Origin of the sequence: Streptomyces sp. M41(2017) (assembly GCF_002078175.1) — a bacterium.
In the GTDB taxonomy this organism is placed as follows: Bacteria; Actinomycetota; Actinomycetes; order Streptomycetales; family Streptomycetaceae; genus Streptomyces.
This window is the reverse complement of the sequence record NZ_MWFK01000001.1, coordinates 105,913-132,687: the sequence shown is the minus strand read 5'-3', so window position 1 is coordinate 132,687 and position 26,775 is coordinate 105,913. Positions and strand designations below refer to the sequence as shown.

Sequence of the window (26,775 nt, the reverse complement as noted above, 5' to 3'; positions counted from 1 at the left end):
GGTTCAGCCTCCTTGTACGGCGGTGAGGACCTCGACGCGGTCGCCCTCGGCCAGTGCGGTGGACGACCACCGCCCGCGCGGGACGACGGTCTCGTTCAGGGCTGCCGCCACCCCCGACGGTGCCGGGGTGAGCGTCGCGACGAGGGTGTCGAGAGCGGTTCCGGCGGCGATCCGCCGCCGCTCTCCGTTGACGACGATGTTCATGCGGGCTGCTCCGTGAAGGCGGTGGCGGCGAAGCGCCGCGGGCTGAAGGGGCGGGCTTCGTCGGGGAGTTCGCCGGAGGTCAGGACGTGCGCCATGGCGTCACCGGTGACCGGCGTGAGGAGCACCCCGTTGCGGAAGTGCCCGGTGGCCAGCAGCAGTCCGTCCAGCGCGGTCGGGCCGAGCAGCGGCGCGTTGTCGGGGGAGCCGGGGCGCAGTCCCGCCCGGGTCTCGGTGAGCGGCAGCTCGGTGATCCCGGGTACCAGCTCGTGGGCGTCGCGCAGCAGCTCGTACACGCCGCCCGCCGTCACCGTGGTGTCCCAGCCGAGCTCCTCGCTGGTCGCGCCCACGACGAGTTCGCCGTTCTCGCGCGGTACCAGGTAAAGGTGGCCGCCGCGCACGACGGCCCGTACGGTGCGGTTCAGGAACGGCGCGTACCGCTGCGGCACGGTCAGCCGCAGCACCTGCCCCTTCACCGGGCGCACCGGCGGCAGGACGTCGTCGGGGACACCGGCCAGCTGCCCGCTGAGACTGCCCCCGGCCAGCACCACCTGGCCGGCGCCGCGTTCGGTGCCGTCCGAGGTGACCACTCCGGCGGCCCGGTCACGGACGACCGTCAGGCGCTCCGCCCAGGTCCGGTGGATGCTCACCCCGGCCCGCTCGCAGGCCGTGACCAGGGCCGCCGCGAGGCGTCGCGGGTCGATCTGGTGGTCGCCGTCGACCCGCAGGCCGCCGCGCACCCCGGGGGCGAGCATCGGTTCGAGGCGACGGCACTCCCGGCCGGTCAGCCACTGCGAGTCGAGCCCCGAACGGCTCTGCAACGCGTGCAGTTCCCGCAGGTGGGCGCGGTCGTCGGCGTCCAGCGCGACGGCCAGCGTGCCGCACCGGCGGTAGCCCAGGTCCTGGCCGGTCGCCTCGGTGAGTTCGGCGGCGAAGTCCGGATAGCGGCGCGCGGAGGCGAGGTTGAGGCCGAGCAGGGTCTCCTCGCCGTAGTGCAGCTCGGTGACGGCCGCGAGCATCCCCGCCGCGACCTGAGCGGCCCCGCCACCCGGCTCGGGGTCGACGAGCGCGGTGGTGAACCCGCGCTGCGCGGCCCGCCAGGCCGTGACCAGACCGATGATCCCGCCCCCGATGACGAGGACGTCGGACGAACGTGCAGGCGACATGGGCGTCCAGCCCCTCCCTTCGCCGGCATGACCCGGATCAGGTTCGTACGGTCGGAGGCCGCCCAGCCTCCCTCTCAGCCCGTTGCGTACGGGCTCCCGCGAGTGCTTTACCGTGGCCACCCTAGCCCGCCCTCCCCCGACTCGGTAAGGGAGCCTCCGCCCATGGCACGCTCGCTCGACGGCCTCGTCCTCGCCCCGGTCGCCGACCAGGCACCGGGTCAGGTGGGCACCCGCACCCGCTTCGCCTACCGGGAGCAGGACGGCACGGTCTGGGCCGACTACACGGGCGGCGACGTCGTCCACGGACACCTCGTCGGGACCCGCGAGGGCGACCGTCTCGACTTCCGCTACGTCCAGCTCAGGGCCGACGGCACCACCTCGTCCGGGCACTGCGTGTCGCTGGTGACCGAACTGTCCGACGGCCGGGTGCGGCTGGTGGAGACCTGGGCCTGGGAGTCACAGGCCGGGTCGGGCACCAGCGTCGTCGAGGAGGTCCCGAAGACGGTCGCTGTGCAGCAGATCACCGAGCACGTCCGCTGACTGACGAATTGTCAGGTGTCTATGGTGATCAGGTGATCGAGCAGACGCAGGCGAAGGCGCAGGGGTCCCCCGCACGGCGGGTCGTCGTGGTGGGCGCGGGCATGGCCGGGGTGCAGACGGCGGTCGCCCTGCGCGAGCAGGGCTTCACGGGAACCGTCACGCTGATCGGCGCGGAACCCCATCAGCCGTACGACCGGCCACCTCTGTCCAAGGCCGTCCTGCTCGGCAAGGCCGAGGGCTCCGCCTTCGACGTCGACTTCGAGGCCCTCGACATCGACCTGCGGCTCGGCCTGGAGGCCCTCGGCGTGCGTGCCGGGGACCACGAACTCGACACGGCCGGCGGACCCGTCCCGTACGACGTCCTGGTCGTCGCCACCGGCGCCGAGCCGATCCGGCTTCCCGGCGCCGAGGGCGTGCCGGGGGTGCATCTGCTGCGCACGCTGGACGACGCCGACCGGCTGCGGCCGGTCCTGCTCCAGCAGCACGACATCGTGGTCGTCGGCGCCGGCTGGATCGGCGCCGAGTTCGCCACCGCCGCCCGCGAGGCCGGCTGCGCGGTCACGGTCGTCGAGGCCGCCGACCGGCCGCTCGCCGCCGTGCTGCCCGCCGAGGTGGCCGGGCCGATGGCCGCCTGGTACGCGGACAGCGGCGCCACGCTGCGCACGCACACGCGCGTGGAGCGCGTCGAGCCCGGTGCCGTGGTCCTGGACGACGGCACCCGGGTGCCCGCCGGTGCCGTCGTCGTCGGCATCGGGGCGCGGCCCGCGACGGGGTGGATCGCCGCCTCCGGCATCACACTCGGCGCCGACCGGGAGATCCTCGCCGACGACCACCTGCGCACCTCGCTGCCGGACGTCTACGCCGTCGGGGACTGCGCCTCCTTCCCTTCGGGGCGCTACGAGGACCGCCTCCTCGTCCACCACTGGGACAACGCGCTCCAGGGACCCCGAACCGTCGCCGCGAACATCGTCGGCGAGACGCCCGCCGCCTACGACCCGGTGCCGTACTTCTGGTCCGAGCAGTTCGGCCGCTTCGTGCAGTACGTCGGCCACCACACGCCCGACGACACCCTGGTGTGGCGCGGCGACCCCGCGGGCACCGCCTGGTCGGTGTGCTGGCTCCGCGAGACACGCCTGGTCGCCCTCCTGGCGGTGGGCCGCCCGAGGGATCTCGCGCAGGGCCGCCGGCTCATCGAGGCGGGTGCGCGCATGGATCCGCTGCTGCTCGCGGACCCGTCGAGGCCGCTGAAGACCGCCACGGTCTAGGGCCGGGAGGCGGGGCGTCGCCCCAGGTCGGACGCCCTCGGCTTCCGACTGTCGGTCCGGGATGGCAGGCTTGTCCCGTGACCGAGATTGACGCAAAGATCGATGCTCTCGTCCCCGCCTGGCTCACCCTCCCCGACATCGCCGAACAGTTCGGCGTCGAGGTGACCCGCGTCCGGCAGCTGGTCAAGGACGGCCAGCTGATCGCCGTACGCCGTGGTGAGAACCGCGCGCTGCACGTCCCCGCCGCCTTCATCGACGTGGACGAGCAGAAGGTCGTCAAGGGCCTGTCCGGCACCCTGACGCTCCTGAGGGACGACGGCTTCTCCGACGAAGAGGCCCTCGAATGGCTCTTCACCCCCGACGCGACCCTGCCCGGTACCCCCGCGCAGGCTCTGAGCGAGAATCGCGGCACGGAGGTGAAGCGCCGCGCCCAGGCGCTCGCCGTCTGACCTGAATCGAGACAGTCCGGCGCGGGGAGAGCGCGGCGGCCCGGGACGAACCGGCCGTCGTGCCTCCCCGCGCACCGACCCCGGGGGGACCCACGCATGCCCGCAGCAGCCGCCACTTCCGCCCGCGCCCGGCTCGCCGACGCCCGCGTCTACCTCTGCACCGACGCCCGCAGGCGCCAGGGGGACCTCGCCGACTTCCTCGACACGGTCCTCGCGAGCGGGGTCGACATCGTGCAGCTGCGCGACAAGGGCATGGAGGCCGCGGAGGAGCTGGAGCACCTCCGGATCTTCGCGGACGCGTGTGCCCGCCACGGCAAGCTCCTCGCGGTCAACGACCGGGCCGACGTGGCACACGCCGTCGGCGCCGACGTGCTGCACCTGGGCCAGGGCGACCTGCCGGTCCCCGCGGCCCGCGCCATCCTCGGCGACGAGGTGCTGATCGGCCGTTCGACGCACGCGGGCCCGGAGGCCGAGGCCGCCGCCGCCCAGGACGGTGTGGACTACTTCTGCACCGGGCCCTGCTGGCCCACCCCCACCAAGCCCGGCCGGCACGCACCCGGCCTCGACCTGGTCCGGCACACCGCCGCCCTCGACACCGACCGTCCCTGGTTCGCGATCGGCGGCATCGACCTCGGCCGCCTCGACGAGGTGCTCGAAGCGGGCGCCCGCCGTGTCGTCGTCGTCCGCGCGATCACCGAGGCGGACGACCCGGGTGCCGCCGCGTCCGAGTTCGCGAAGCGGCTGCGCGAGGCATGACCCCGAGGGGCGAGGCCCCGGCGGCCCCGGGGTCGTCGCGGCCGAGAACGGACGACCCCGCAGGCCGAGACCTGCCCCCTTGTCCGAGGGGTGGACAAGAAACCGGCAGATGGGACAAATCGCAGCGGTTCGGTTGGGGGAGAGGCACCCTCTGACTAACCTGCGAGTATGGCCCTCGGATCTGCTTCCACCAGGACTGATCGCGCACGCACCGTGCGCGACATGCTCGCGACCGGCAAACAGACGTGCTCGTTCGAGTTCTCCGCGCCCAAGACCCCGAAGGGTGAGCGGAACCTGTGGAACGCCCTGCGACGGGTCGAGGCCGTGGCGCCCGACTTCGTCTCGGTGACCTACGGGGCCGGCGGCTCCACCCGGGCCGGCACGGTCAAGGAGACCGAGCAGATCGTGCTCGACACGACGCTCACCCCGGTCGCCCACCTGACCGCCGTCAACCACTCGGTCGCGGAACTGCGCAACATCATCGGCCAGTACGCGGACGCCGGCATCCGCAACATGCTGGCCGTGCGCGGTGACCCGCCGGGCGACCCCATGGGCGACTGGGTGCCGCACCCCAAGGGCCTGACCTACGCCGCCGAACTGGTGCGCCTCATCAAGGAGTCGGGCGATTTCTGCGTCGGGGTGGCGGCCTTCCCCGAGATGCACCCGCGGTCCACGGAATGGGACCTGGACGTCTCGCACTTCGTCGACAAGTGCCGCGCCGGCGCCGACTACGCGATCACCCAGATGTTCTTCCAGCCCGAGTCCTACCTGCGGCTGCGCGACCGCGTGGCCGAGGCCGGCTGCGACACCCCGGTCATCCCCGAGATCATGCCGGTGACGAGTGTGCGGATGCTGGAGCGGCTGCCGCAGCTCTCGAACGCCTCGCTCCCGGACGCCCTGAAAGAGCGCATCCTCACAGTCAAAGACGATCCGGCGGCTGTACGCTCCATTGGCATCGAGTTCGCGACGGAGTTCTGTGCGAGGCTGTTGGCCGAGGGAGTCCCCGGACTGCACTTCATCACGCTGAACAACTCCACGGCGACACTGGAGATCTACGAGAATCTGGGCCTGCACCACCCACAGCAGGCCTAGACCGGTCGCACCCGCGTACGACAGACTGCGTGCGGCCACTGGGAGAGGGGCGTACATGGGCTTGACGGTCCTCTATCTTGCATTCGGCATCGTCGCGCTGTGGCTGCTCGGCGAGGTGCTGTTGCAGTACAAGGCGCGCCTGCGGTTCCGGCTGCTCGCCTTCGTCGGCTTCCTCGGTGTCGTCCTCGGCGTCCTGATGCACTCCGTCGTGGTCATCGGTCTGGGCGCGATCGCGTTCACCGTCGGCCAGACGTACGTGACGCTCTCCTTCCGCAAGGGCTTCGCCCAGGGCTGGGCCATCAACGGCCGCTCCGCGCAGGAGAAGCCCGCCAAGCCCAGCAAGCGTCGCCGCGGCGAACCGGACCTCGCGGACCCGCCGCCGGAGGTCTCCGACCTCGAATCGACCGGCGGGCGGTCCTACGCCCACGAGGACCCGTATCCCGGCGACGACGACGTCTTCACGCCCGCGCAGTCCGACCGGTTCATGCCCCCGGGCGCCGAGCCCGCGGCCGCCGAGTCCACCGCTGTCTACGAGCCGCAGCCCCTGCCCGAGGACACCGGCTCCTACGGCGTGTACGACGCCAACGCCTACGCGGCCGCCGCCGACCAGTCCTACAGCGGTGCCGCTCAGGACCAGCAGGCGTACGCGCCGACGGCCCAGTCCCCGGACCAGCAGGCCTACGCGTACGACGGCTACACCGGCTACGACCAGCAGCAGTACGGCTACGACAACGGCCAGCAGCAGTACGCCGCCTACTCCGACCCGTACATCGGCACCCAGACGTACTCCGGCGCCTCGTACGACACCACGGGCTACGGCGACCAGCAGCAGTACCCGCAGCAGGGCTACGGCCAGGACCAGTACGGCAACGGCACGTACGGCGGTGAGACCCCGGCCGGTGGTGTCTGGGTCCCGCAGCAGCGCAACACCGACGAGTCCTACGGCGGCGAACTCCCGCCCGAGCAGCAGCAGTACCCCTACCAGGGGAACGGCGGCGGCAACGGCAACACCGGGTACGACGAGCAGTACCGGTACTGACCGGCCCACCACGCGCGAAGGCCCGTAGGGGCGCCGGCCGGGGTCCCGGCGGCTCCGGTCACTGCGAGCCCCGGAAGTCCGGTCCCTCCACGATCAGTCCCGCCACCAGGGCGCCCGACATGCCCGCGTGCGGCAGGCCGCCGCCGGGATGCGCCCACCCTCCTGCCGTGAACAGCCCCGGCAGCCGCGTGCTGTTCGACGGGTGCAGGAGTAGCCCGTCCGCCGCGGCGAGGGCCGGGGCGGGAACCGCGCCCCCCGCGGCACCGGTCGCCCGGGCCACATCGGCGGGCGTCCGGACCTCGTGCCACAACAGCCGGTCCCGCAGGCCCGGCAGGGCGCGCCCGGCGGTGTCGAGGACCCGCTCCACGTCCGCCTCGCGGACCGGAGCGCCTGAAGGCACCGTGACGGTCAGCGTGACCGCCTCATGGCCGCTGTCGGGCACCAGCGCCGGATCGTCGGGCCGCGAGACCACGACGGTCGGCGCCACCGGGGGACCCGGGCGCTCGCCGAAGATCCCTTCCAACTCCCCGTCCCTGTCGGCCGTGTGGACCACCGTCCGGTGCGCCGTCCCCGCGGGACGAGCGCCACGCAGCGCCAGCAGGACGGTCAGCCGGCTCGCACCCCCGGATCGCTCCGGCACGTCGTCGCCGCTCCGGATCACCGTGCCGTGCAGCAGACCTTCGAGGACCCCGGGGGCCACACCGGCGACCACGAAGTCCGCCTCCTCGAACGGGCCCGTGCCCGGGCCGGAAGCACCGGCGCCGTCCGGGGACACCTCCACGCCGACGGCCCGGCCGTCCTTCTCGACGATCCGCCCGACCGGCGTCCCGAACCGGAACTCGACCCTGCGGGCCACGCACCGCTCGTACACCGCGCGCGCCAACTCCCGGACACCGCCGCGCACATACCAGGTGCCGAAGGCGTGTTCCATGTACGGCAGCACCGCGGCGCTCGCGGGCGTGACGCGCGGGTCGAGCCCGTACGCCAGGGCGTGGCTCTCCAGGAGGGCCGCCAGACGGGTGTCGCGCAGCTCCCAGGCGGCGACCTCGGCGAGCGTGCCGGCCCGGCGGGTGCGCAGCAGCTTCTTGTGCGGCACCGACGGATACGGGTCGCGCTCGGCCAGCACCGGCCAGTTGGGCCACAGGGGCTCCTCCAGGAGCGGTCTGCGCGCGCGGTCCCACGCCTCGCGGGCCCGCACCAGGAAGTCGCCCCACCGCGCGCCGGCGCCCGCGCCGAGCGCTTCGTCCAGCGCGGAGAGCACCCCCGCGCGCGAGGCGTTCGGCAGGGACACCCGGGTGCCGTCGGCGAAGACGTGGTGCGCCGACGGATCGACCTGCACCAGGCCGACGGACTCCTCCAACGGCTGCCGGCCCGTCTTGACGAACAGATCGCGGTAGACCGCGGGCAGCGTCAGCAGGCCGGGGCCCGTGTCGAAGGCGAAGCCGTCGCGCTCGAAGCGGCCCACGGAACCCCCGTAGGTCTCCGCCCGCTCGTACACCACCACCCGGTGGCCCGCGACGGCCAGCCGGGCGGCGGCCGCCATCGCGCCCATCCCGGCGCCGATCACCGCAATCCGTCCCATGCCGGCGACTTTATCGGCCGCCACCGACAGCCCCCTCCGGGAGGTCAGTCCCGGTGGACGGGCCCGGTCCTGTCGGGTGGCTGTCCGACCCGTTCCGCGAGCCGTCTCTCCTCCCGGCGCTGTGCCCTGCGGCGCATGAACCGCCGGATGCGCGAGACGAGGAAGTAGACCACCACGAGGCCGCTGAACAGCAGAACGGCGGCGATGATCGCCGCCGCCTCCGGATGGAACATGGCGAACGTGAGGATGCCCGCGACCCCGAGATCCTCGGCGGTGCTCATCACGAAGTTGCTGAACGGCTCGGGTGAGGTGTTGATCGCCATCCGGGTCCCGGCCTTGACCGTGTGGCTCGCCAGCGCCGTGGAACCGCCGAGCACCCCCGCCCACAGGTCGGAGACGGAACCGCTCTGTCCGGCGAGCAGCGCCCCGACCCAGGCGCCCGCGGCGGGCCGGACCACGGTGTGCACGGAGTCCCAGACCGAGTCGACGTACGGGATCTTGTCCGCGACCGCCTCGAAGAGGAACAGCACGCCGACGGTGATCAGGATCTCGGGGCGCTGGAGCGTCTCCGGGACCTCGTCGGTCAGCCCGGTCGCGCCGAAGATGCCGAGGAGCAGCACCACCGCGTACGCGTTGATGCCGCTGGCCCAGCCGCTGGTGAAGACCAGGGGGAGTACGGACACGGACGCGATCGTAGCCACTCGGCGGGCGCACGTCCTGGGCATCCGTGCGCAGGCCTGAGTATCCGTACCCAGACGCCGAGATGAGTAGGCGTACGGATGGGTTCCGACCTGCGGGAACGAGAGAGTGGAGGCACGGAGGGGGCGCGGCTCCGGTACCGCCGACACGGGGCGGCGGAACGGAACACGCGCCCTTGGCCGCTCCTTCCGCCGGCAGGCTCGGCGGGAGTGAGGCACGGGGGAGCCCGGAGGACGACCGAACGGGGTCTCGTCGGGGAACGCACGGGGGAGCACGACGGAGCGCCGGTTCGCAGGGCCCGCGGGGGACGCGGCCACTGCGGACCGGCGCTTTGGTGTGCTCGTCGGCGGCGGCCGTCCGTCCCGGAGGGGTCAGCCCCGGCCGCTGACGCGTCCCTGGAGGAGCCGGGAGAGCGCCGCGTGGACGTCGTCCAGGGAGCGCTCCGGCTGGAACGCCTGCCAGTCCAGGGCCGCCACCAGGACCATCCCGACCAGCGCCGCCGCGGTCAGCGGGATGTCGATCTCGTCGCTCAGCTCGCCCTCGGCGACCGCGTCGCGCAGCACGCCCTCCACGACGGCGACCGCCTGCTGCCGCACCACCATCAGCGTGGACTGCCACGCGCGGTTGGTGCGCCACAGCTCGGCCACGTACAGCTGGGTGAAGGCCGGGTAGCGGTCGATGAAGACGAGACCGGCGCGGATCATCGCGTCCAGCGCGTCGACCTTGCTGCCGCCGTCCCGCGCGGTGCCCTCCGCCGCCTCCCGCAGCGAGGCGGTGAGGAGTCCCACCCCGTGCCGCAGCAGCTCCTCGAAGAGGACGGACTTGCTCGCGAAGTTGTAGTAGACCGTGCCCTTCGCGACCCCGGCACGCTCCGCGATCTCGTCCACCGTGGTGGCGGAGAAGCCCTGCTCGGCGATGAGGGTGACGGCCGCCTCGTAGAGCTTCTGCCGGGTGGCCTCGCGGCGGCCGCCGCCGGCCGCCGTGGTGCTGCTGCTTTCCATGGTCCCGATTCTCACAGGAGCGCCCGCGTGCCGGGTCACAGGCTCAGCTCCGGGTGCAGCCGGTCGAGGGTCCACACCTGTTTGCGCCGGGCCGACAGGGCGGTCAGGGCGAGGGCGCCCGCGGTGAAGGCGGTCAGGACGGCGCAGGCCGGCCAGACGGGTCCCAGGCCGCCGCCGGTGATGAGCCGGCGCAGCGCCTCGACCACGTAACTCATCGGCAGGAAGGGGTGGATCGCGTTGAAGAAGCCCGGACTGGTCTGGACGGGGTAGGTGCCGCCCGCGGACGTCAGCTGGAGCATCAGGAGGGCGAGGACGAGGATCCGTCCGGCCGGTCCGAAGCGGGCGTTCAGCCACTGCACGATCGCTGCGAAGCAGGCCGCGACGAGGAACAGGAACCCGACCGTTCCGGCGGCCCGCACCATCTGGAGGCCGATCCCCCAGTGCAGCACCGCCATCAGGGCGGCGGTCTGGAGGACGCCGACGGCGACGACCGGGAGCCAGCCGGCCAGCGCGATGCGCCAGGCCGAGGCCCCCGCGGCGAGCGCGCGGCGGTTCAGCGGCTGGATCAGCATGTACGCCACCATCGCGCCCACCCACAGCGACAACGGAATGAAGTACGGGGCGAATCCGGTGCCGTAGTTGGGTGCCTTGTGCAGGTCCCTGGAGGCCAGTTGGACCGGGTCGGCCATGACCTGCGTCCGCCGGTCGCGGTCGTCCTTGTCGTAGTCGGGGATCTTCTTGGCGCCGTCGTGCAGTCCGCCGGCCAGTTTGTCGGAACCGCCGACGAGTTTGTACAGGCCGCCGTCGAGCGTGGTCGCGCCCGTCTTCAGGCGGCCCAGGCCGTCGTCGAGGTCGGCGGCGCCGGTCTCGGCGGTGCCGAGCCCGGAGTGCAGCCGCTTCGCCCCCTTGGCGACCTTCGCTGCACCGTCGTTCAGCTTGTTGATCTTGGAGACGGCGTCGTCGAGGTCCTCGGAGAGATGCGGGGAGCGGTCGGCGAGTGCCTGGGCCTGCTTCCCCAGCGTCTTCAGGTTCTTGTCCATCGCGGCGAGGTCGCCGTCCTGGTCGTCGATCAGCGTGTTGAGGTCGTCGGCGACCTTCACGACGTCGGAGGCCGCCTCCTTCGCCTTCTTCAGCTCGGGACACGCCGGGTCGGGGAGGGGCAGGGCCGCGCACCGTGCGCGGTAGACGCCGTCCAGCGCGTCGGACGCCGCGTGGGCGCCCTTGGCCGCGAGCGGGGCCGTGGTCACCAGGGTGTCCAGGTTGTGCCGGATCCCCGAGGTCGAGTCGGCGACGAGCTGCGCGGTGTCCCCGATCGACTTCTCGTTGTCCTTCAGGAACGGCCCCACCTTGTCCGCGACCCCGTTGACCTTGTCCGCCAACTGCTGGGTTCCGTCAGCGACCTGGCGCGAACCGTCCTCCAGGTCGCCCGCGCCCGTGGTGAGCTTCTTCAGGCCGCCGGAGAGCTTCCCGCTGCCCTTCTTGGCCTCCTTCAGGCCGTCGGCCAGGTCCTTGGAGCCCTTCTTCGCCTTGCCCAGGCCGCCGTTGAGCTCGTCGGCCCCCTCGGCCGCCTGCACGGTCTTCCCGTGGATGTCCGAGAACGAGATGAAGATCTTGTCCAGGAACGAGCGCGAGGTCTTCGTGGACGCCGCCGTGCGGACCTCGCCGAACACCGTCCGGGAGATCTGCCCGACGATGTAGTTGTTCGCGTCGTTGGTCCGCACCTGGAGAGCGCTCGTCTCAGGCGAGCTGCCGGAGCTGGACGCGATCCGCTCGCTGAAGTCGCCCGGCATCGTGAGCGACAGGTAGTACGTGCCGTCCTCGACGCCCCGCCGCGCCTCGGCCGAACTCACCTCGTGCCACTCGAAGGTCTCGCTGTCGTGCAGCCCCTCGGTGATGTCGTCGCCGACCTCGATCTTCCGGCCGGCGGCCGTCGCGCCCTTGTCGTCGTTCACCAACGCCACGGGTATGCGGTCGAGTCGGCCGTACGGGTCCCAGAACGACCACAGGTAGAGGGCGCCGTACAGCAGGGGCAGCAGCAGGAGAGCGACCAGCGCGGCACGGGGGAGCTTGCCCCGCCCGAAGCGGCGGAGCTCAAGAGCGGCCAGTCTCGGCGAGCGCATCGGCCGACTCCTTGTCGTTGTTGTCGTCGCTGTCGCTGTCGCTGTCGCTGTCGCTGTCGCTGTCGCCGGTGACCGGGGTGTGGGCGTCGACCGGGACGTCGGTGTCCGCCGGCGTGGTGGTGGACACGGCCGGGACCCCTTCGGGAGCCTCGCTGCACACGGCGAACACCGTGACACCGGACGCGGCGAGCGAGGACAGCAGGGCCCACGCGTCGGCCCGTTCGGCATCCGAGAGCTTGAGGTCGGTGTCGTCGACGCCGAGCAGCAGGGGACGTCCGATCAGGGCCAGCGCGATCTCCAGCCGCAAGGCTTCGAGGCGCTCCAGATCCCGTACGGCGGTCCTGGCCCCCTTGGGAAGCGCCTCCGGGTCGAGCCCGGCGGCGGTCAGGGCGGCCTCGATCCGCAGCGCGGCCTCGCGCGCCCGCTCGCCGCGCGGGCGCAGCAGGGACCGCAGAGAGCCGCCGAACCTTCGCTGCAGCAGGGCCCGTTCACGCAGGTGTTCCCCGACGGTCAGCGCCGGGTCGAGGTCCGTGACCCCGGGCACGTGCGCGACGGCGCTCACCCGGCGCACCGCGCCCAGTTGCTTCGGCAGCCTCGACGGACCGACGGCCGCCGTCCCCTCGGTGGCCTTCATCCGTCCCGTGAGCGCGAGCAGCAGGCAGGTGCGGCCCGATCCGGACGGTCCCTCGATCGCGACGAGCGATCCAGGCTCCACGTCGAACCGGACCCCTCGGAACGCCCAGCCGCGGGGTCCCCTGAGCCCGAACTCCTCGGCCGTGACGCCCAGTCCGTGCGGACCGTCCACAGCTTCCCCATCCCCTGGAACATCGAACTGATTTTAAACTGACTGGTCAGTGCAAAAACTACTCCGAACCTTCGATCGAAGCAAAATCCCAGGTCAGAACGGATTGTCAGTGCCATACCGCACGATGGGCACATACGGCCACAGTGCCGTCACACGACGACAGGAGGTTCGTCATGGCCAGCTCGTCCGCAGCCGCCGCCCGCCGGCGCCGCGCCACCGGCCCTGCCCCCTCACTGACCGGCCCCGCCGGCGACGTGCATCCCGTGCTCCGCCGGGCCACCGCGCCACCCGCCGCTCTCGACCTGCTCGCCCAGGCCCGCGCCGGCCTCGACGAGGCGACAGCGCTGGAGACGTCGAACGAGCGCTACGCGACTGCCCACTTGGCGGCGCTTCGAACAGCCGCCGCCGTACTCGCCGCCCGCGGCCGTCCGGAGCCCACGTCCCGCCGCAGGGCCCGCATCCGCAGCGCCTGGGAGGTCCTCCCGGAGATCGCACCCGAACTGACCGAGTGGAGCGCGCTGTTCGCCTCGGGGGCGACCCGCCGCGCCCGCGCCGAGGCGGGCATACGGGGAGCGGCCACGACGCGCGACGCCGACGACCTGATACGCGACGTCGCCGTGTTCCTGCGTCTCGTCGAGCGCATGCTCGTCCTGCAACCCGTGCTGCCCCAGCCCCGGCAGGACCAGGAGGCCGAGCCGGGGGAGGGGCGCGAGTGGGGGAACCGGAGGAGCCGCGGGGATCAGGTCGGCACCTGATCGGCGTCCTGTCCGCGTCCGATCCGCGTCCGATCCGCACCCGATCCGCCTCCGACCGGTGTCCGATCCGCACCCGACGGGCGCCCCCACGGGCACGGGATCGGCACCCGGCCGGCACGTGGTCCGGCGCGCGTGAGACGGGGGATCGGCCACGGCGGCGGAGGCAATAGGGTGGAGGCGCCTGCTGCCTCCCGCCGGGGGGCCCGAAGATCGCTCCGCCGTTCACGAGGCGGTGCCGCGCCGAGGAGTCAACTGCCGTGTCGGACCCGATGCGCCCCCGCGCTTCTCTCCGTACCGCCGTGGTCTGGGAGGTCCTCAAGGACGCCCTCGACCGCCGGGTCAAGGCCACCGGGCGGGAGTCGCTCGACGTCCTGGACACCGGAGGCGGCAGCGGCAACTTCGCCGTGCCGGTCGCCCGCCTCGGACACCGGGTCACCGTCGTCGACCCCAGCCCGAACGCGCTCTTCGCACTGGAGCGCCGCGCCGCCGAGGCCGGCGTGGACGACCGCGTGCAGGGCGTCCAGGGCGACGCGCACGGACTCTTCGACGTGGTCGACCGCGGCGGCTACGACGCGGTGCTGTGCCACGGCGTCCTGGAGTACGTGGACAGCTCGGCCGAAGGCGTCCGCAACGTGGTGGACGCCCTGCGGCCCGAGGGCGTCCTCAGCCTCCTCGCCGCGGGACTGGGCGGCGCCGTGCTCTCCCGTGCCCTCGCCGGTCACTTCAAGGAGGCGCGACACGCCCTGGACGACCCGGACGGACGCTGGGGTGAGAGTGATCCTGTTCCGCACCGTTTCACCGCCGAACAGCTCACCGCTCTGGTCACCGGCGCGGGCCTGCACGTGGCCGCCGTGCACGGGGTCCGGGTCTTCGCGGACCTGGTCCCGGGAGTCCTGGTGGACACCGAGCCGGGCGCGCTGGAGGCGCTTCTGAAGCTGGAGGCCGCGGCGGCCGAGCTCGCCGCCTTCCACTCCGTGGCCACACAGCTCCATGTGCTCGGTGAGGCCCGCGGGGCCGTCGAGGGCTGAGTGCCTCCCGTGGTGCGCCGCTGATCAGGGGCTCGGCGTCAGATGGAGTACGCCACAGACCACCCGATCGTGTGCTCGGCGCCGTATGATCGAGGGAGACCGTCCGGCATGACGGACCGTTCGCTGGGGAATGCACGCCTCAGTGGATCGGGGTGCCATGGCGGGTTCCGGTTGGCGGATTGGCGTAGAGGGGCGGGTTTCACGGGGGCGATTCCCTGCCTATCCTGAAGGGGACCCCCGGTCGCCCCGGCGACTGCACGATGAGGAGGACTCCGTGCCGCTCTCGGAGCACGAGCAGCGAATGCTCGAGCAGATGGAGCGAGCGCTGTACGCCGAAGATCCCAAGTTCGCGACAGCGCTTGAGGGAAGCGGGCTGCGTACGTACACCCGGCGACGGGTCTACCAGGCGGTCGCGGGCTTCCTGGTGGGTATCGCGCTCCTCATGGCTGGAATGGTCGCAGTTCAGATCTGGCTGAGCGTGGTGGGCTTCCTCGTCATGCTGGGCTGCGCGGTGCTCGCCGTCACCGGCTGGCGCAAAGCTCCCAAGCCGGGTGAACAGCCGACCGCTGCGGGTTCGCCCGCCGCTCGCCGTCAGGGCCGGCAACGCCGGTCCGTGATGGATCGGATCGAACAGCGCTGGCAGCGTCGTCGCGACGAACAACAGGGCGGTCAGTAGACCTCCGGTGTCGTAGCCGAAGACCTTGTACGTGAGGGGGCGTCCACCCGATCGGGTGGACGCCCCCTCAGGCATGCGTTCAGGCACCTTCCACGCCCCGCGGTGCGGACTCACGCGGGCGTTCTCCGGGCCTGGGCCGGGCATCGCGGTAACCGCCCACGCCGGGCCCTTGACGTCTGCGCCCGATGATCGACGGCCCGTGCGGCCTGCCGCCGGGCGGTGCCCCGGCCCGAGGGCCCACGGGCCACCGCCGTGGGAGGCGCGACAGACCGGAGCCCGGCCGCGGATCGTGCGAGATCTGCGGCCGGGCTCCGTGTCGCTCAGGGATTCTGGCCCGACGGGCGGGGGCGACGGAGGACGGCGTCCAGACGGGCCGACAGGCGCGTTCTGAACGTGGTCCAGGCTGCCGCCGTGGACCAGGCCACCCGGACGGCCGAACGCGGGGCGAGAAGAGCACGCAGTCGTGCGGGACGGCTCGCGGAGGCTCTCAAGGCCCCCTCGATCCGGCGCGCGTCCTCCGCGAGACCCGTCACCGGGCGGGGACGCGGAGCGTAGAGCACCTGCTCCACGGCCGCGGCCAGCCGGTGCACCGAGGCCGAGGCCTCCGGCCCGAACTCGCCCAGCCGGGCGATCCGCTCGGCTGCCTTTCTCGGGGTCTGCGACTCCTCCGGCGCGATCCCGTGGTCCCACGCCGTGTCCGTCACCTCCAGCCAGGCCGCCAGCGTGTACGCCGGGACATCGGCCTCGGTGCGGCCGTGGCCGCCGAGCCGCACGGCACGGACCCTCATCCGCCAGAGCATCGGCAGCAGCGGCAGACCCAGGACGAGAAGGCCGGCCAGGGTGAGCGCGAGGATCTTGAACCAGGGCCAGTCGTCGTCGGACGGGCCGATCGCCGCCGCCGAGGACTCGCTCGGGCAGGCCTGCAGCTTCCGCAACTGCGTCGAGCAGCTCTCGCTGGCCGACGGGGCCGTGGAGGGCGCCGAGGACGCCGAGTCGGACGGCCTCGGCACCACCGGCAGGTCATTGCCCGGGGTGTCCGACTGCGTGTACGCCGGCACCGTGCCCCGGCTGGGGGTCGGCTCGAAGCGGGTCCAGCCCACCCCCTCGAAGTACAGCTCGGGCCAGGCGTGCGCGTCCCGCAGCCCCACCGACATCGATCCGTCGGCCTGCGGGGTGCCCGGAGTGAAACCGACCGCCACGCGGGCCGGGATCCCCAGCGTCCGTGCCATCGCCGCCATCGCGAAGGAGAAGTGGACGCAGAAGCCCTCCTTCTCCTTCAGGAACCGGGCGATCGCGGCGGAGCCGCTGCCGGCCTGCACCTGGGTGTCGTACCGGAAATTGCCGCTGACGGCGAAGTAGTCCTGGAGTTTGACCGCCTGCTCGTACTGGTTGGCCGAGCCACGGGTGACCTTGCGGGCCGTGTTCGCGACGACCGCGGGCAACGACTCCGGCACCTTCGTGAACTCCCGCTTCAGGGAGGCCGGAGGGGGCGGAGCGTCCGCCAGCTGCTGCGCCGTCGGCTGCACCATCAGGCTCGTCACCTGGTACTGCACACCACGGGTGTTCTGGCCGTGGTCGCCGACGAGGGTGCGCCCCACGGGCTCGTACCGCCAGGAGCCGCTGATGTCGACCTTGCTGGCCGGATAGGGCATCGGGAGCCAGTCCTGCCCGTACCACTCGGCCGCCGAGATGCGGGTCTGGATCGCGGACCGCCGGACGTCACCGCCGAGACCGATCGGCGCCGGGAACGTCTTCGGCACCTCCTGGATGTGCCGCTGGGCCGGCTTCCAGGCCGTGCCGTCGAAGTCGTCCAGCGAGACGATCCGCAGATACAGGTCCTGCGTCTCGTTCGTGTTGGTGCGATAGGTCATGACCGTGCGGTCCTCGTCCACGTTCAGACTGTCGCGGAGCGAGACCAGCGGGTTCACGGCGGAGATGGTGCCGCCGCCTCCGGGGCCGTTCCCCACGCCCCGCCCCGTGCCGTCCAGCAGACCGCCCTCCAGGGAGGGCAGGGCGAGCGGCACGACCAGGGCGATACCCAGCGCGACGGCGCCGATCCGCCGCCCCGTCCTGACGGGCGCGACGGCGCCGGTGGCGAGGTCCGGGCCGGGCGCGCGCGGGGCGCCGCCGAAGACACGGCCCCACTGCGAGAGCCGGTCGCGGCCCTCGGCCAGCAGAAGCATCAGATAGCCGGCCGCGGCGAGCAGGAACCACAGCCAGGCCGCGCCGCCACCGGCGAGACCGGCGGCGACCGAGTACAGCGCGAGCAGCGGCAGTCCGGCGGGGGCGGCGCTGCGATAGGTCACCGCGAGGGCGTCCACCGCGAGCCCGATCACCAGGACACCGCCGACCAGCATCAGCCGGATGCCGTCGGACAGCGGGGCCGGGATCGAGTACCTGCCGACGTCGTCGGTGCCCGCCTGGAGGAGGGTTCCCAGGTGCTGGAACGCCTCCGGGCCGGGCACGATCAGGGCGACGGCCTGCCGACGGGCGAAGACCAGGGTCAGCATCATCAGCGTCACCAGCGCCTGCACGGCCACGGTCAGCGGCCGGGCCAGCGGCACCCGCCGCGTCAGGGCGCCCACACCGCTCTGGACGGCCAGCAGGAACGCGGCCTGGAAGAGCCAGGTCGCCGGGTCCACCAGCGGCAGCAGCGCGCAGGAGGCCATCAGTGTGGCCGCGGTCGCGCACACGGCCAGTCGGGCCCGCCCGCTCATATGCCACCCCCCGTGGTCGTCCCCGTCGACGCCATGTGCGTGCGCAGGCGGTCCGCCTCCCGCCACAGCTCGGCGAGGGGCACCCCCCGCGGCACCGTGACGGCGGTCCAGCCCGCCTCACGCAACATGCGCAAGCGGTCCTCGCTCCTGTCCAACGGGCCGGACACGTCGGAGGGTTCCCGCACCCAGGACTCACTGTCCAGCAGGAACGCGACGGCCCCGCCGCTGCGTTGGCGCATCTTGCCCAGCACCGAGGCCTGTTCCTCGTCGAGGTCCCCGAGAAAGGCGATCAGCAGCCCCTCGTTCCCGCCGCGCAGCACGTCGTACGCGGGGGACAGGCCCGTACCGTCCGAGTGGTCGATCACGGCGAGCGTGTCCATCATCATTCCGGCGGCGTCCGCGGACTCCTGGCTGGCGCCCGTGAAACCCTCGGCGCCCTCGCCGGGGACCGAGCTGCCGGTGTCCGTCAACAGCCGCACGGAGAAGCCCCGTTCGAGCATGTGCACCAGCGTCGACGCAGCGCCCGCGACGGCCCACTCGAAGGCCGAGTCGGGGCCCGCGCCCCGGAAGGCGACGCCCCGGGTGTCGAGCAGCACCGTGCAGCGGGAGCGCTGGGGCTGCTCCTCGCGACGGACCATCAGCTCGCCGTAGCGCGCGGTGAGCCGCCAGTGCACGCGGCGCAGGTCGTCGCCGTAGCGGTACCCGCGCGGGATGATGTCGTCCTCGCCGGCGAGCGCCAGCGACCGCTGCCGTCCGTCCCCGTACCCCTTGGCCTCGCCGGCCAGCCGCACCGGCGGCAGCGCCTCCACGCGGGGGATGACCGTCAGGGTGTCGTACGTCGAGAAGGAACGGGTCAGCTCGCACATCCCGAACGGGTCCGTCAGGCGCAGCTGCAGCGGGCCCAGGGGGTACCGGCCGCGCAGGTCCGAGCGCACCCGGTAGGACACCTCGCGGCGTCCGCCCGCCTCCACCCGGTCCAGCACGAACCGGGGACGCGGACCGAGCACGTACGGCACGCGGTCCTGGAGCATCAGCAGTCCCGTGGAGAGCCGCGAGACGTTCTCCATGCGCAGGTGGACGCGGGCCTCCGAGCCGGCGGGCACGCGCCCGGGGGAGAGCCTGCGGCTGCCGGCGACCCGGTAGCGGGTGCGGTACAGCACGGTGGCGCAGACCAGCGGCAGCACGGCGAGGAGCAGGCCGACCCGGAGCAGGTCGCTCTGCCCGAGGACGTAGGCGCAGATCGCGGCGGCCACGCCGGCGGCCAGAAAGGACCGCCCGCGTGTGGTGAGCCCGGCGAGCGCGGTGCGCAGCCCGCCCTTGTCCTCCTCGGCGGTGTGCTCCGGGCCCCCGTGGCTCATCAGAGCCTCCGGGGCGGCTGCTGGCCGAACGTGGGTGCCCCCCGGCCCATCGTGAGACCGGACTGCTGCTGGGGTGCGGCGGGGATGGCGGTGTGCTGGAGGATCTCCAGGACGACCTGCTCGGCCGTTCGCCGGTTCAGCTGTGCCTGGGCCGTGGGCAGCAGGCGGTGCGCCAGGACCGCGACGGCGAGCGCCTGCACGTCGTCCGGCAGGGCGTAGTCACGGCCGCTGAGGGCGGCGGACGCCTTGGCGGCGCGCAGCAGGTGCAGCGTCGCACGCGGCGAGGCGCCGAGTCTGAGGTCCGGATGGGTGCGGGTGGCGGCCACCAGGTCCACCGCGTACCGGCGGACGGGGTCGGCGACGTGGACCGTGCGGACCGCGTCGATCAGCTTGACGATGTCGTGCGCGTGGGCGACGGGCTGGAGGTCGTCCAGCGGGTTCACCCCGCCGTGCACGTCCAGCATCTGCAGTTCGGCCTCGGCGCTCGGGTAGCCGATGGAGACGCGGGCCATGAAGCGGTCCCGCTGGGCCTCCGGGAGGGGGTAGGTGCCCTCCATCTCGACCGGGTTCTGGGTGGCGACCACCATGAACGGGCTGGGCAGTTCGTAGGTCTGCCCGTCGATGGTGACCTGCCGCTCCTCCATCGACTCCAGGAGCGCGGACTGCGTCTTGGGCGAGGCGCGGTTGATCTCGTCGCCGATCACGATCTGCGCGAAGATTGCACCCGGCTTGAACTCGAAGTCACGCCGCTGCTGGTCCCAGATGGAGACACCGGTGATGTCCGACGGCAACAGGTCGGGTGTGAACTGGATACGCCGCACCGAGCAGTCGATGGACCGCGCCAGTGCCTTGGCCAGCATGGTCTTGCCGACGCCGGGGACATCCTCGATCAGGAGATGTCCCTCGGCGAGCAGCACGGTCAGCGAAAGCCGTACGACCTCAGGCTTGCCTTCGATCACTCCTTCCACCGAACTGCGGACACGCTCCGCAGTGGCGGTCAGATCAGTGAGGCTCGCTCGATCGTCATAGGTCGTCACCCGGCCCTCCTCGGCCCTTTCACGGGCCGACGCCCTGTGCGGACCGGCCCACCCCGAAACACGGACACCACGCGCGAACAGTTCCGCGTGACGCCACACCCGCATTCTTGTTGCCGTTACCGGTTCGTGTCACTCGCCTGTGGACAACTGGCCGCGATATGTCAGCTCTTACGGTCCTTTGGGCACCGTGAGGCCGGGGTTTTTCGTGAAGAGAGGGTCCCACGCGGTGACGACCGCGGCGACCTGGGGCTTCGCGGGCCGAGGGTCAGGCGGGGTCGATCTCGCGGAGCAGACCCGTGGTGACGTCGAAGACGAAGCCGCGCACGTCGTCGGTGTGCACCAGGAACGGGGAGGTGCGCACGCGCTGCATCGACTGGCGTACGTCCTGCTCGACGTCCCGGAAGGCCTCGACTGCCCACGCGGGGCGCTGGCCGACCTCCATCTCCAGGTCGTGGCGGAACTCCTCGGTGAGGGATTCCAGGCCGCAGCCGGTGTGGTGGATGAGGACCACGCTGCGGGTGCCGAGCGCCCGCTGGCTGATGGTGAGGGAACGGATCACGTCGTCGGTGACCACGCCGCCCGCGTTGCGGATGGTGTGGCAGTCGCCGAGTTCCAGGCCGAGCGCGGCGTGCAGGTCCAGCCGGGCGTCCATGCACGCGACCACGGCGACGTGCAGCACCGGGCGGGCGTCCATCCCCGGGTCGGTGAACGCGGAGGCGTACTGCCCGTTCGCGTCGACGAGCCGGTCCGTGACGGTGCGGTCCGCGGCTATGGCGCCTTCGGGTTCGGTGGGAACGGATGCAGAGGTCGTCATAGCCACGACGTTACTGGTCACGTGCGGAGTAGTCCTGCTGTGAGAGGGGACAAAGAACGCCATCGCGGCTTGTTGTGAGCTAATCCACACGGGCGGTGACGGTCAGCCCGTACGGGTGATTCATGCCGATATGCGGCTTCGTTCCGAGTGGTGCCCGCGACGCGCAGGCCGGTTGATTGACCGCGCGACACCGTGGACTAAAGTGACGCGAAGCGGGAGGCGAGGCTCTCCCCGCTGGACTGACTTCCCTGGAGACCCGGCGACTTTCCGGCGTCTCCCCACGTGCGCGGCGCGTACGTACGGCTCGGCCTCCTCCCGCTCCCGGTCGGCTGACGCCTCTCATCCGGCGCCAGCAGGCCTCCCCTTCCCGAGCGGGTGGGGACCCGGCGGTGCGTATCGCCGCGCCGGACCTGAGAGGGCCCGGAATGCAAGGGCGCGAAGCGCTTCCGACCGAGGACGGCAGCGGGCGACCGGAGGGACAGCGGCACGTCCCGGTCATGCTCCGGCGGTGCCTGGACATGCTCGCCCCGGCCCTCACCGAGCCCGGAGCCGTGGTCGTCGACTGCACGCTGGGCCTCGGCGGTCACAGCGAGGCACTCCTCACCCGGTTCCCCGACGTACGGCTCGTCGCCCTGGACCGCGACAAGGAGGCGCTGCGCCTCTCCGGGGAACGCCTCGCACCCTTCGGCGACCGGGCCTCCCTGGTGCACGCCGTCTACGACGAACTCCCCGACGTGCTGGACCGCCTGGACATCCCGCGCGTCCAGGGCATCCTGTTCGACCTCGGCGTCTCCTCCATGCAGCTCGACGAGGCCGACCGCGGGTTCGCGTACGCGCAGGACGCGCCGCTCGACATGCGCATGGACCAGACGACCGGCATGAGCGCCGCCGAGGTCCTCAACACCTACCCGCCCGGCGAACTCGTGCGGATCCTGCGCGCGTACGGCGAGGAGAAGCAGGCCAAGCGGATCGTCTCCGCCGTCGTGCGCGAGCGCGACAAGGAGCCGTTCACCAACAGCGCCCGCCTCGTCGAGCTGATCCGCGACGCGCTGCCCCAGGCGGCCAAGCGCACCGGCGGCAACCCGGCCAAGCGGACGTTCCAGGCGCTGCGCATCGAGGTCAACGGCGAACTCAGCGTCCTGGAGCGGGCCGTCCCCGCGGCGGTGAAGACGCTGGCCGTCGGCGGACGCGTCGCCGTGCTGTCGTACCACTCGCTGGAGGACCGGCTCGTCAAGCAGGTGTTCGCGGCCGGCGCCGCCAACACCGCGCCGCCCGGACTGCCCGTCGTCCCCGAGCGGTACCAGCCCCGGCTCAAGCTCCTCACCCGCGGTGCCGAACTTCCCACCGAGGAAGAGGTCGCCGAGAACCGGCGAGCGGCACCCGCCCGGCTGCGGGGAGCGCAACGCATCCGTGAGGACGCCGCCGAGTGAGGCGCGGGGAGAAGGAGGGCGAGTGAGCGGAAAACCCGAACTCAGGGGGAGGGCCGCCCGGCTCGCACGGCTTCTGCCGGCCGGCGCCGGACAGGCCGCCCGCACCCCCTTCGTCCTGCTGGTCGTCCTCCTGCTCGGCGGCGGCCTCATCGGACTCCTGGTCCTGAACTCGGCGCTCAGCGAGGGCGCGTTCCGCCTCGACGACCTGCAGAAGGACACCAAGAGCCTGACCGACGAGGAACAGGCACTGCAGCGCGACGTGGACGCCTACTCCGCGCCCGACGCCCTCCAGCGCCGCGCCCGCGAGCTCGGCATGGTCCCCGGCGGCGACCCGGCCTTCCTCAACCCCGACGGCTCGATCCTGGGCGTCCCCGGATCCGCCGCCCGGCAGTCCGCCGCGCGGACGCCGGTGACCCCGCCGCCCGAGGTCCTCGCCCCGGTCACGGCCGCACCGGCGAGCCCCGCGGCCCCGCCCGCCCCTGGGCAGTCCTCCCCGGGCCCGCTCACCACCCGGGCCCCCGCCCCGTCCACACAGCCCTCCACGATCCCCGGCAGGTGACGGAAGTGTCCGACAGGGAACCGCCCCGCCGCCGTGTGCCCGGCCCCGCCCGGCCCGTGCCCCCCGGCGGCCGGCGCCGACCGGGTCCCGGCGGCCGGCCCGTACGCCGGCCGGTCTCGCGCCGCCCCGCAGGACCGCGCGTCATCCGGCTCGGCAGCCCGCGCCCCCGGCTGCGCATGGTGAGCCTCGCGCTGACGCTGGTGATGATCGCCTTCGTCGTACGGCTCCTCCAGGTCCAGGCCGTGGACGCGAGCACCTACGCGGCGAAGGCCGAACAGAACCGGTACGTCGGGCGCACGCTGGCCGCCGTGCGCGGCGGGATCACCGACCGCGACGGCATCGAACTGGCCACGAGCGTCGACGCGTACGACATCACCGCGGACCCGACGATGTTCACGCAAGCGGCCACCAAGGTGACGGACGCGCCCGAGCAGGCCGCGGCGCTGCTCGGTCCGATCATCGGCCAGGACACCGACACCGTCGCGAAGAAGCTGCGTGCGAAGAACACCCGCTACACGCTCCTCGCGCACCGGCGCACCCCGCAGGTCTGGCAGCAGATCAAGGACCTGAAGAGCACGCTCGCGACCAAGGCGGAGACCGACAAGGGCACCGTCAACGTCCTCGCGGGCGTCCTCGCGGTGCCAGCCAGCAAGCGCGTGTACCCGAACGGCGCTCTCGCCGCCGGGATACTGGGCTGGGTCAACGCCGACGGCAAGGGCGGCGGCGGCGTCGAGCAGCAGCTCGACAAGGAGCTGTCCGGCAAGGACGGCAAGATCCGCTACGCCCAGTCCGGCGGCCGTCAGGTGCCGACCGTGGGCTCCACCGAGACGCCCGCCGTGGCCGGTTCCGACGTCGAGCTGACCATCGACCGGGACATCCAGTGGGCCGCGCAGGACGCCATCACCGAGCAGGTGAAGAAGTCCAGGGCGGACCGCGGCTACGTGATAGTGCAGGACACCCGCACCGGCCAGGTCCTCGCCATGGCCAACTCGCCCGGCTTCGACCCCAACGACCTCACCCAGGCCAACGCGGCGGCCATGGGCAACGCGGCCCTCCAGGACGCGTACGAACCCGGCTCCACCGCCAAGCTGATGTCGATGGCCGCCGTCCTGGAGGAGAACGCGGCGACGCCGACCACGCATGTCGTGGTGCCCAACAGGCTGCACCGCGGCGACCGGCTCTTCCAGGACGACATCGACCACGCCACCTGGTACCTGACGCTCAACGGCGTCCTCGCCAAGTCCAGCAACATCGGCACCATCCTGGCGACCGGCCAGCTCGGCAAGACGCAGAAGCAGGCCAACCGGGTCCTCTACTCGTACCTGCGCAAGTTCGGCATCGGCAGCCACACCGGGCTCGGATTCCCCGGTGAGACGGCGGGCATCCTCGCGCCCCCGGACACCTGGTCGACCTCGCAGCAGTACACGATCCCCTTCGGCCAGGGCGTCTCCATCAACGCGATGCAGGCCGCGTCCGTCTACTCGACGATCGCCAACGGCGGCGTCCGGATCGAGCCGACGCTGGTACGCGGGGCGAAGGGGCCCGACGGGCGCTTCACCCCCGCCGCCGAGCCCAAGAAGACGAGGGTCGTCAGCGAGAAGACGGCGAAGACCCTCGCCCAGATGCTGGAGTCCGTGGTGGACGACGAGCAGGGCACCGGCATCAAGGCGCGCATCCCCGGGTACCGGGTCGCGGGCAAGACGGGTACGGCCAACCGCGTGGATCCCGCCACCGGCAAGTACCACGGCTACACCTCGTCGTTCGCCGGGTTCGCCCCCGCGGACAAGCCCCGTATCACCGTGTACTGCGCGATCCAGAACGCCACCAAGGGCAGCTACTTCGGCGGTCAGATCTGCGGGCCCGTCTACAAGCAGGTCATGGAGTTCGCGCTGAAGACCCTCCAGGTCCCGCCCACCGGCGCCCAGGCCGCCCGACTGCCCGTCACCTACACGCCGTGACCACCCCCGACCGCTCACCCTGATCAGCCCCCACGCACAACGGACCAGGAACCACTCGTGACAACGATCACCCCGGACCCCGGGAACCGCTCCTCGGCGCAGGACCCGCCTCCGCCCTCGCTTCGCCCCGGCGGGGGTGCGCCCGGTACGCTCACCGCCGTGCCAACCGCTGATCAGTCCCAAACCACCCAGAAGGGCGTTCCTGTGACATATCCGGGGCCGCCGCGACCGGTTCACGTCTCCGCCACACATCTCGGAGAACTGGCCGATCAGCTGGGCGCCGAGAAGCCGGGGAGCGACGCGGAGGTCACGGGCATCACCCATGACTCCCGCGCGGTGCGCCCCGGTGACGTGTACGCCGCCCTGCCCGGCGCGCGTCTGCACGGCGCCGACTTCGTGACCCAGGCGGCCGGACTCGGTGCCGTCGCCGTCCTCACCGACCCGACCGGCGCCGAGCGTGCCGCGGCCACCGGTCTGCCGGTCCTCGTCGTCGACGACCCGCGCGGATCGATGGGGGAGCTGGCGGCCACCATCTACGGCCACCCGGGGCGCGATCTCCTGCAGATCGGCATCACGGGCACCTCCGGCAAGACCACGACCGCCTACCTGGTCGAGGGCGGTCTGAAGACCGTCCGCTCCACCGGGCTCATCGGCACGGTCGAGATGCGCATCGGCGACGAGCGCATCAAGTCGGAGCGCACCACCCCCGAAGCCACCGACCTCCAGGCCCTGTTCGCCGTCATGCGCGAGCGCGGGGTCGACTCGGTCGCGATGGAGGTCTCCAGCCACGCGCTGGTCCTCGGCCGCGTCGACGGCTGCGTCTTCGACATCGCCGTCTTCAACAACCTGAGCCCGGAACACATGGAGTTCCACTCCGGCATGGAGGACTACTTCCAGGCCAAGGCCCAGTTGTTCACTCCGGAGCGCAGCAGGCTCGGCGTGGTCAACCTCGACGACGAGTACGGCCGCCGGCTCACCGTGGAGGCCGGTGTCCCCGTCGTCACCTTCTCCGCCGAGGGCCACCCGGACGCCGACTGGCGCGCCGAGGACGTCGAAGTCGGCCCGATGGACTCGACGTTCACCGCGGTCGGCCCCAAGGGCGAGCGGATCACCGCGCGCTCGCCGCTCGCCGGCCCGTTCAACGTGGCGAACACCCTCGCCGCGATCGTCGCCCTCGCCGTCGCGGGGATCGACCCGCAGACCGCCGCGGACGGCGTCGCCGCCGTACCGGGCGTCCCGGGCCGCCTGGAGCGGATCGACGAGGGCCAGCCGTACCTCGCCGTCGTCGACTACGCCCACAAGACGGACGCCGTCGAGTCGGTCCTGCGCGCCCTGCGCAAGGTGACCGAGGGTGAGCTGCACGTGGTGCTCGGCTGCGGCGGCGACCGGGACAGGACCAAGCGGATGCCGATGGGCGCGGCCGTGGCCCGGCTCGCCGACACCGCCGTCCTCACCTCCGACAACCCCCGCTCCGAGGACCCCCTGGCCATCCTCGCCGCGATGCTCGCGGGTGCCGCCGAGGTGCCGGCCCACGAGCGCGGCGAGGTCCAGGTCTTCGAGGACCGGGCCGCCGCCATCGCCGCGGCCGTCGCGCGAGCAAAGCCGGGCGACACCGTGCTGATCGCCGGCAAGGGACACGAGCAGGGCCAGGACATCGCCGGGGTGGTGCGTCCCTTCGACGACCGCCAGGTGCTTCGCGAAGCTATCCAGCAGACCCAGGGATGAACT

At 72.3% G+C, this 26,775-nt stretch carries 24 protein-coding genes and 1 riboswitch; of the genes, 13 read left to right on the top strand and 11 right to left on the bottom strand.

Going from position 1 to position 26,775, the window contains the following annotated elements:
- Nucleotides 1-3: 3 nt before the first annotated feature.
- Entirely contained in the window at nucleotides 4-204 is a 201-nt protein-coding gene (thiS, locus tag B0675_RS00575) for a sulfur carrier protein ThiS (protein WP_081216760.1), read from the bottom strand.
- Nucleotides 201-1,367, bottom strand: coding sequence for a glycine oxidase ThiO (gene thiO / locus B0675_RS00570; RefSeq protein ID WP_081216759.1), 1,167 nt, complete (start codon nucleotides 1,365-1,367; stop codon nucleotides 201-203). Before thiO ends, thiS begins: the two co-directional genes overlap by 4 nt.
- Nucleotides 1,365-1,477: riboswitch (TPP riboswitch) on the bottom strand. (Overlaps the previous gene by 3 nt.)
- A gap of 52 nt (nucleotides 1,478-1,529) precedes the next feature.
- Here thiO and B0675_RS00565 point away from each other — a divergent pair.
- From B0675_RS00565 to B0675_RS00540, 6 genes are all read left to right on the top strand, one after another.
- A complete protein-coding gene (locus B0675_RS00565) occupies nucleotides 1,530-1,907 on the top strand; it encodes a hypothetical protein (RefSeq protein WP_081216758.1) in 378 nt (125 codons plus the stop codon).
- A gap of 101 nt (nucleotides 1,908-2,008) precedes the next feature.
- Complete coding sequence (locus B0675_RS00560) at nucleotides 2,009-3,172, top strand: FAD-dependent oxidoreductase (protein WP_241539880.1); 1,164 nt, start codon at nucleotides 2,009-2,011, stop codon at nucleotides 3,170-3,172.
- 77 nt (nucleotides 3,173-3,249) lie between these two features.
- Nucleotides 3,250-3,621, top strand: a complete 372-nt coding sequence (locus B0675_RS00555) for an Rv2175c family DNA-binding protein (RefSeq protein ID WP_081216756.1) — start codon at nucleotides 3,250-3,252, stop codon at nucleotides 3,619-3,621.
- 96 nt (nucleotides 3,622-3,717) lie between these two features.
- The gene (gene thiE / locus B0675_RS00550; protein WP_081216755.1) at nucleotides 3,718-4,377 is read left to right on the top strand and encodes a thiamine phosphate synthase; all 660 of its coding nucleotides are present in this window, start codon (nucleotides 3,718-3,720) and stop codon (nucleotides 4,375-4,377) included.
- 168 nt (nucleotides 4,378-4,545) lie between these two features.
- Nucleotides 4,546-5,469 carry a methylenetetrahydrofolate reductase [NAD(P)H] gene (gene metF, locus B0675_RS00545; protein WP_081216754.1) on the top strand — a complete coding sequence of 308 codons (924 nt, stop codon included), beginning with the start codon at nucleotides 4,546-4,548 and terminating at the stop codon, nucleotides 5,467-5,469.
- A 55-nt stretch (nucleotides 5,470-5,524) separates the two neighbouring features.
- Nucleotides 5,525-6,508, top strand: a complete 984-nt coding sequence (locus B0675_RS00540; protein ID WP_081216753.1) for a hypothetical protein — start codon at nucleotides 5,525-5,527, stop codon at nucleotides 6,506-6,508.
- Nucleotides 6,509-6,566: 58 nt separating this feature from the next.
- Here the strand turns inward: B0675_RS00540 and B0675_RS00535 are convergent, their stop codons facing one another.
- The 5 genes from B0675_RS00535 to B0675_RS00515 form a co-directional block, all read right to left on the bottom strand.
- On the bottom strand, nucleotides 6,567-8,090 hold the full coding sequence (locus B0675_RS00535; RefSeq protein WP_081216752.1) for an NAD(P)/FAD-dependent oxidoreductase: 1,524 nt from the start codon (nucleotides 8,088-8,090) through the stop codon (nucleotides 6,567-6,569).
- A 44-nt stretch (nucleotides 8,091-8,134) separates the two neighbouring features.
- A complete protein-coding gene (locus B0675_RS00530; RefSeq protein ID WP_081221506.1) occupies nucleotides 8,135-8,773 on the bottom strand; it encodes a DUF4126 domain-containing protein in 639 nt (212 codons plus the stop codon).
- A gap of 387 nt (nucleotides 8,774-9,160) precedes the next feature.
- A complete protein-coding gene (locus B0675_RS00525) occupies nucleotides 9,161-9,790 on the bottom strand; it encodes a TetR/AcrR family transcriptional regulator (RefSeq protein WP_081216751.1) in 630 nt (209 codons plus the stop codon).
- Between the two features lie 35 nt (nucleotides 9,791-9,825).
- The gene (locus B0675_RS00520) at nucleotides 9,826-11,910 is read right to left on the bottom strand and encodes a YhgE/Pip domain-containing protein (RefSeq protein WP_081216750.1); all 2,085 of its coding nucleotides are present in this window, start codon (nucleotides 11,908-11,910) and stop codon (nucleotides 9,826-9,828) included.
- Nucleotides 11,882-12,715 carry an ATP-binding cassette domain-containing protein gene (locus tag B0675_RS00515; RefSeq protein ID WP_081216749.1) on the bottom strand — a complete coding sequence of 278 codons (834 nt, stop codon included), beginning with the start codon at nucleotides 12,713-12,715 and terminating at the stop codon, nucleotides 11,882-11,884. The genes B0675_RS00520 and B0675_RS00515 overlap by 29 nt, the downstream gene beginning before the upstream one ends.
- 173 nt (nucleotides 12,716-12,888) lie before the next feature.
- Between B0675_RS00515 and B0675_RS00510 the strand changes: the two genes are divergently transcribed.
- The 3 genes from B0675_RS00510 to B0675_RS00500 all read left to right on the top strand — a co-directional run bounded on the left by B0675_RS00510 (nucleotide 12,889) and on the right by B0675_RS00500 (nucleotide 15,174).
- Entirely contained in the window at nucleotides 12,889-13,470 is a 582-nt protein-coding gene (locus B0675_RS00510; protein ID WP_081216748.1) for an SAV_6107 family HEPN domain-containing protein, read from the top strand.
- Nucleotides 13,471-13,727: 257 nt separating this feature from the next.
- Nucleotides 13,728-14,498, top strand: coding sequence for a methyltransferase (locus B0675_RS00505; RefSeq protein WP_081216747.1), 771 nt, complete (start codon nucleotides 13,728-13,730; stop codon nucleotides 14,496-14,498).
- Between the two features lie 274 nt (nucleotides 14,499-14,772).
- Complete coding sequence (locus B0675_RS00500; protein WP_081216746.1) at nucleotides 14,773-15,174, top strand: DUF3040 domain-containing protein; 402 nt, start codon at nucleotides 14,773-14,775, stop codon at nucleotides 15,172-15,174.
- Between the two features lie 320 nt (nucleotides 15,175-15,494).
- Here B0675_RS00500 and B0675_RS00495 read toward each other — a convergent pair whose 3' ends face one another.
- The 4 genes from B0675_RS00495 to B0675_RS00480 all read right to left on the bottom strand — a co-directional run bounded on the left by B0675_RS00495 (nucleotide 15,495) and on the right by B0675_RS00480 (nucleotide 21,100).
- A complete protein-coding gene (locus tag B0675_RS00495; RefSeq protein ID WP_081216745.1) occupies nucleotides 15,495-17,891 on the bottom strand; it encodes a DUF3488 and transglutaminase-like domain-containing protein in 2,397 nt (798 codons plus the stop codon).
- Nucleotides 17,888-19,249, bottom strand: a complete 1,362-nt coding sequence (locus tag B0675_RS00490; RefSeq protein ID WP_107482527.1) for a DUF58 domain-containing protein — start codon at nucleotides 19,247-19,249, stop codon at nucleotides 17,888-17,890. The genes B0675_RS00495 and B0675_RS00490 overlap by 4 nt, the downstream gene beginning before the upstream one ends.
- A complete protein-coding gene (locus B0675_RS00485) occupies nucleotides 19,249-20,286 on the bottom strand; it encodes a MoxR family ATPase (protein ID WP_081216743.1) in 1,038 nt (345 codons plus the stop codon). The genes B0675_RS00490 and B0675_RS00485 overlap by 1 nt, the downstream gene beginning before the upstream one ends.
- 265 nt (nucleotides 20,287-20,551) lie before the next feature.
- A complete protein-coding gene (locus tag B0675_RS00480) occupies nucleotides 20,552-21,100 on the bottom strand; it encodes a carbonic anhydrase (RefSeq protein ID WP_081216742.1) in 549 nt (182 codons plus the stop codon).
- Nucleotides 21,101-21,525: 425 nt separating this feature from the next.
- Here B0675_RS00480 and rsmH point away from each other — a divergent pair, with 425 nt between their 5' ends.
- The 4 genes from rsmH to B0675_RS00460 are packed head-to-tail and all read left to right on the top strand — an operon-like array spanning nucleotide 21,526 to nucleotide 26,772.
- Nucleotides 21,526-22,530, top strand: a complete 1,005-nt coding sequence (gene rsmH, locus B0675_RS00475; RefSeq protein ID WP_081216741.1) for a 16S rRNA (cytosine(1402)-N(4))-methyltransferase RsmH — start codon at nucleotides 21,526-21,528, stop codon at nucleotides 22,528-22,530.
- A gap of 22 nt (nucleotides 22,531-22,552) precedes the next feature.
- The gene (locus B0675_RS00470; protein WP_081216740.1) at nucleotides 22,553-23,089 is read left to right on the top strand and encodes a hypothetical protein; all 537 of its coding nucleotides are present in this window, start codon (nucleotides 22,553-22,555) and stop codon (nucleotides 23,087-23,089) included.
- Nucleotides 23,090-23,094: 5 nt separating this feature from the next.
- Complete coding sequence (locus B0675_RS00465; RefSeq protein WP_277624232.1) at nucleotides 23,095-25,047, top strand: penicillin-binding protein 2; 1,953 nt, start codon at nucleotides 23,095-23,097, stop codon at nucleotides 25,045-25,047.
- A 57-nt stretch (nucleotides 25,048-25,104) separates the two neighbouring features.
- Complete coding sequence (locus B0675_RS00460) at nucleotides 25,105-26,772, top strand: UDP-N-acetylmuramoyl-L-alanyl-D-glutamate--2,6-diaminopimelate ligase (RefSeq protein WP_179165209.1); 1,668 nt, start codon at nucleotides 25,105-25,107, stop codon at nucleotides 26,770-26,772.
- Nucleotides 26,773-26,775: the final 3 nt, after the last annotated feature.

What these genes read in the sequence shown, in the direction of transcription:
- B0675_RS00490 (WP_107482527.1), bottom strand. Translation starts at nt 19,249, where the DNA reads ATGAGCCACGGGGGCCCGGAGCACACCGCCGAGGAGGACAAGGGCGGG.
- thiE (WP_081216755.1), top strand. Translation starts at nt 3,718, where the DNA reads ATGCCCGCAGCAGCCGCCACTTCCGCCCGCGCCCGGCTCGCCGACGCC.
- B0675_RS00495 (WP_081216745.1), bottom strand. Translation starts at nt 17,891, where the DNA reads ATGAGCGGGCGGGCCCGACTGGCCGTGTGCGCGACCGCGGCCACACTG.
- B0675_RS00480 (WP_081216742.1), bottom strand. Translation starts at nt 21,100, where the DNA reads ATGACGACCTCTGCATCCGTTCCCACCGAACCCGAAGGCGCCATAGCC.
- B0675_RS00520 (WP_081216750.1), bottom strand. Translation starts at nt 11,910, where the DNA reads ATGCGCTCGCCGAGACTGGCCGCTCTTGAGCTCCGCCGCTTCGGGCGG.
- B0675_RS00525 (WP_081216751.1), bottom strand. Translation starts at nt 9,790, where the DNA reads ATGGAAAGCAGCAGCACCACGGCGGCCGGCGGCGGCCGCCGCGAGGCC.
- thiS (WP_081216760.1), bottom strand. Translation starts at nt 204, where the DNA reads ATGAACATCGTCGTCAACGGAGAGCGGCGGCGGATCGCCGCCGGAACC.
- metF (WP_081216754.1), top strand. Translation starts at nt 4,546, where the DNA reads ATGGCCCTCGGATCTGCTTCCACCAGGACTGATCGCGCACGCACCGTG.
- thiO (WP_081216759.1), bottom strand. Translation starts at nt 1,367, where the DNA reads ATGTCGCCTGCACGTTCGTCCGACGTCCTCGTCATCGGGGGCGGGATC.
- B0675_RS00535 (WP_081216752.1), bottom strand. Translation starts at nt 8,090, where the DNA reads ATGGGACGGATTGCGGTGATCGGCGCCGGGATGGGCGCGATGGCGGCC.
- rsmH (WP_081216741.1), top strand. Translation starts at nt 21,526, where the DNA reads ATGCAAGGGCGCGAAGCGCTTCCGACCGAGGACGGCAGCGGGCGACCG.
- B0675_RS00560 (WP_241539880.1), top strand. Translation starts at nt 2,009, where the DNA reads ATGGCCGGGGTGCAGACGGCGGTCGCCCTGCGCGAGCAGGGCTTCACG.
- B0675_RS00510 (WP_081216748.1), top strand. Translation starts at nt 12,889, where the DNA reads ATGGCCAGCTCGTCCGCAGCCGCCGCCCGCCGGCGCCGCGCCACCGGC.
- B0675_RS00540 (WP_081216753.1), top strand. Translation starts at nt 5,525, where the DNA reads ATGGGCTTGACGGTCCTCTATCTTGCATTCGGCATCGTCGCGCTGTGG.
- B0675_RS00565 (WP_081216758.1), top strand. Translation starts at nt 1,530, where the DNA reads ATGGCACGCTCGCTCGACGGCCTCGTCCTCGCCCCGGTCGCCGACCAG.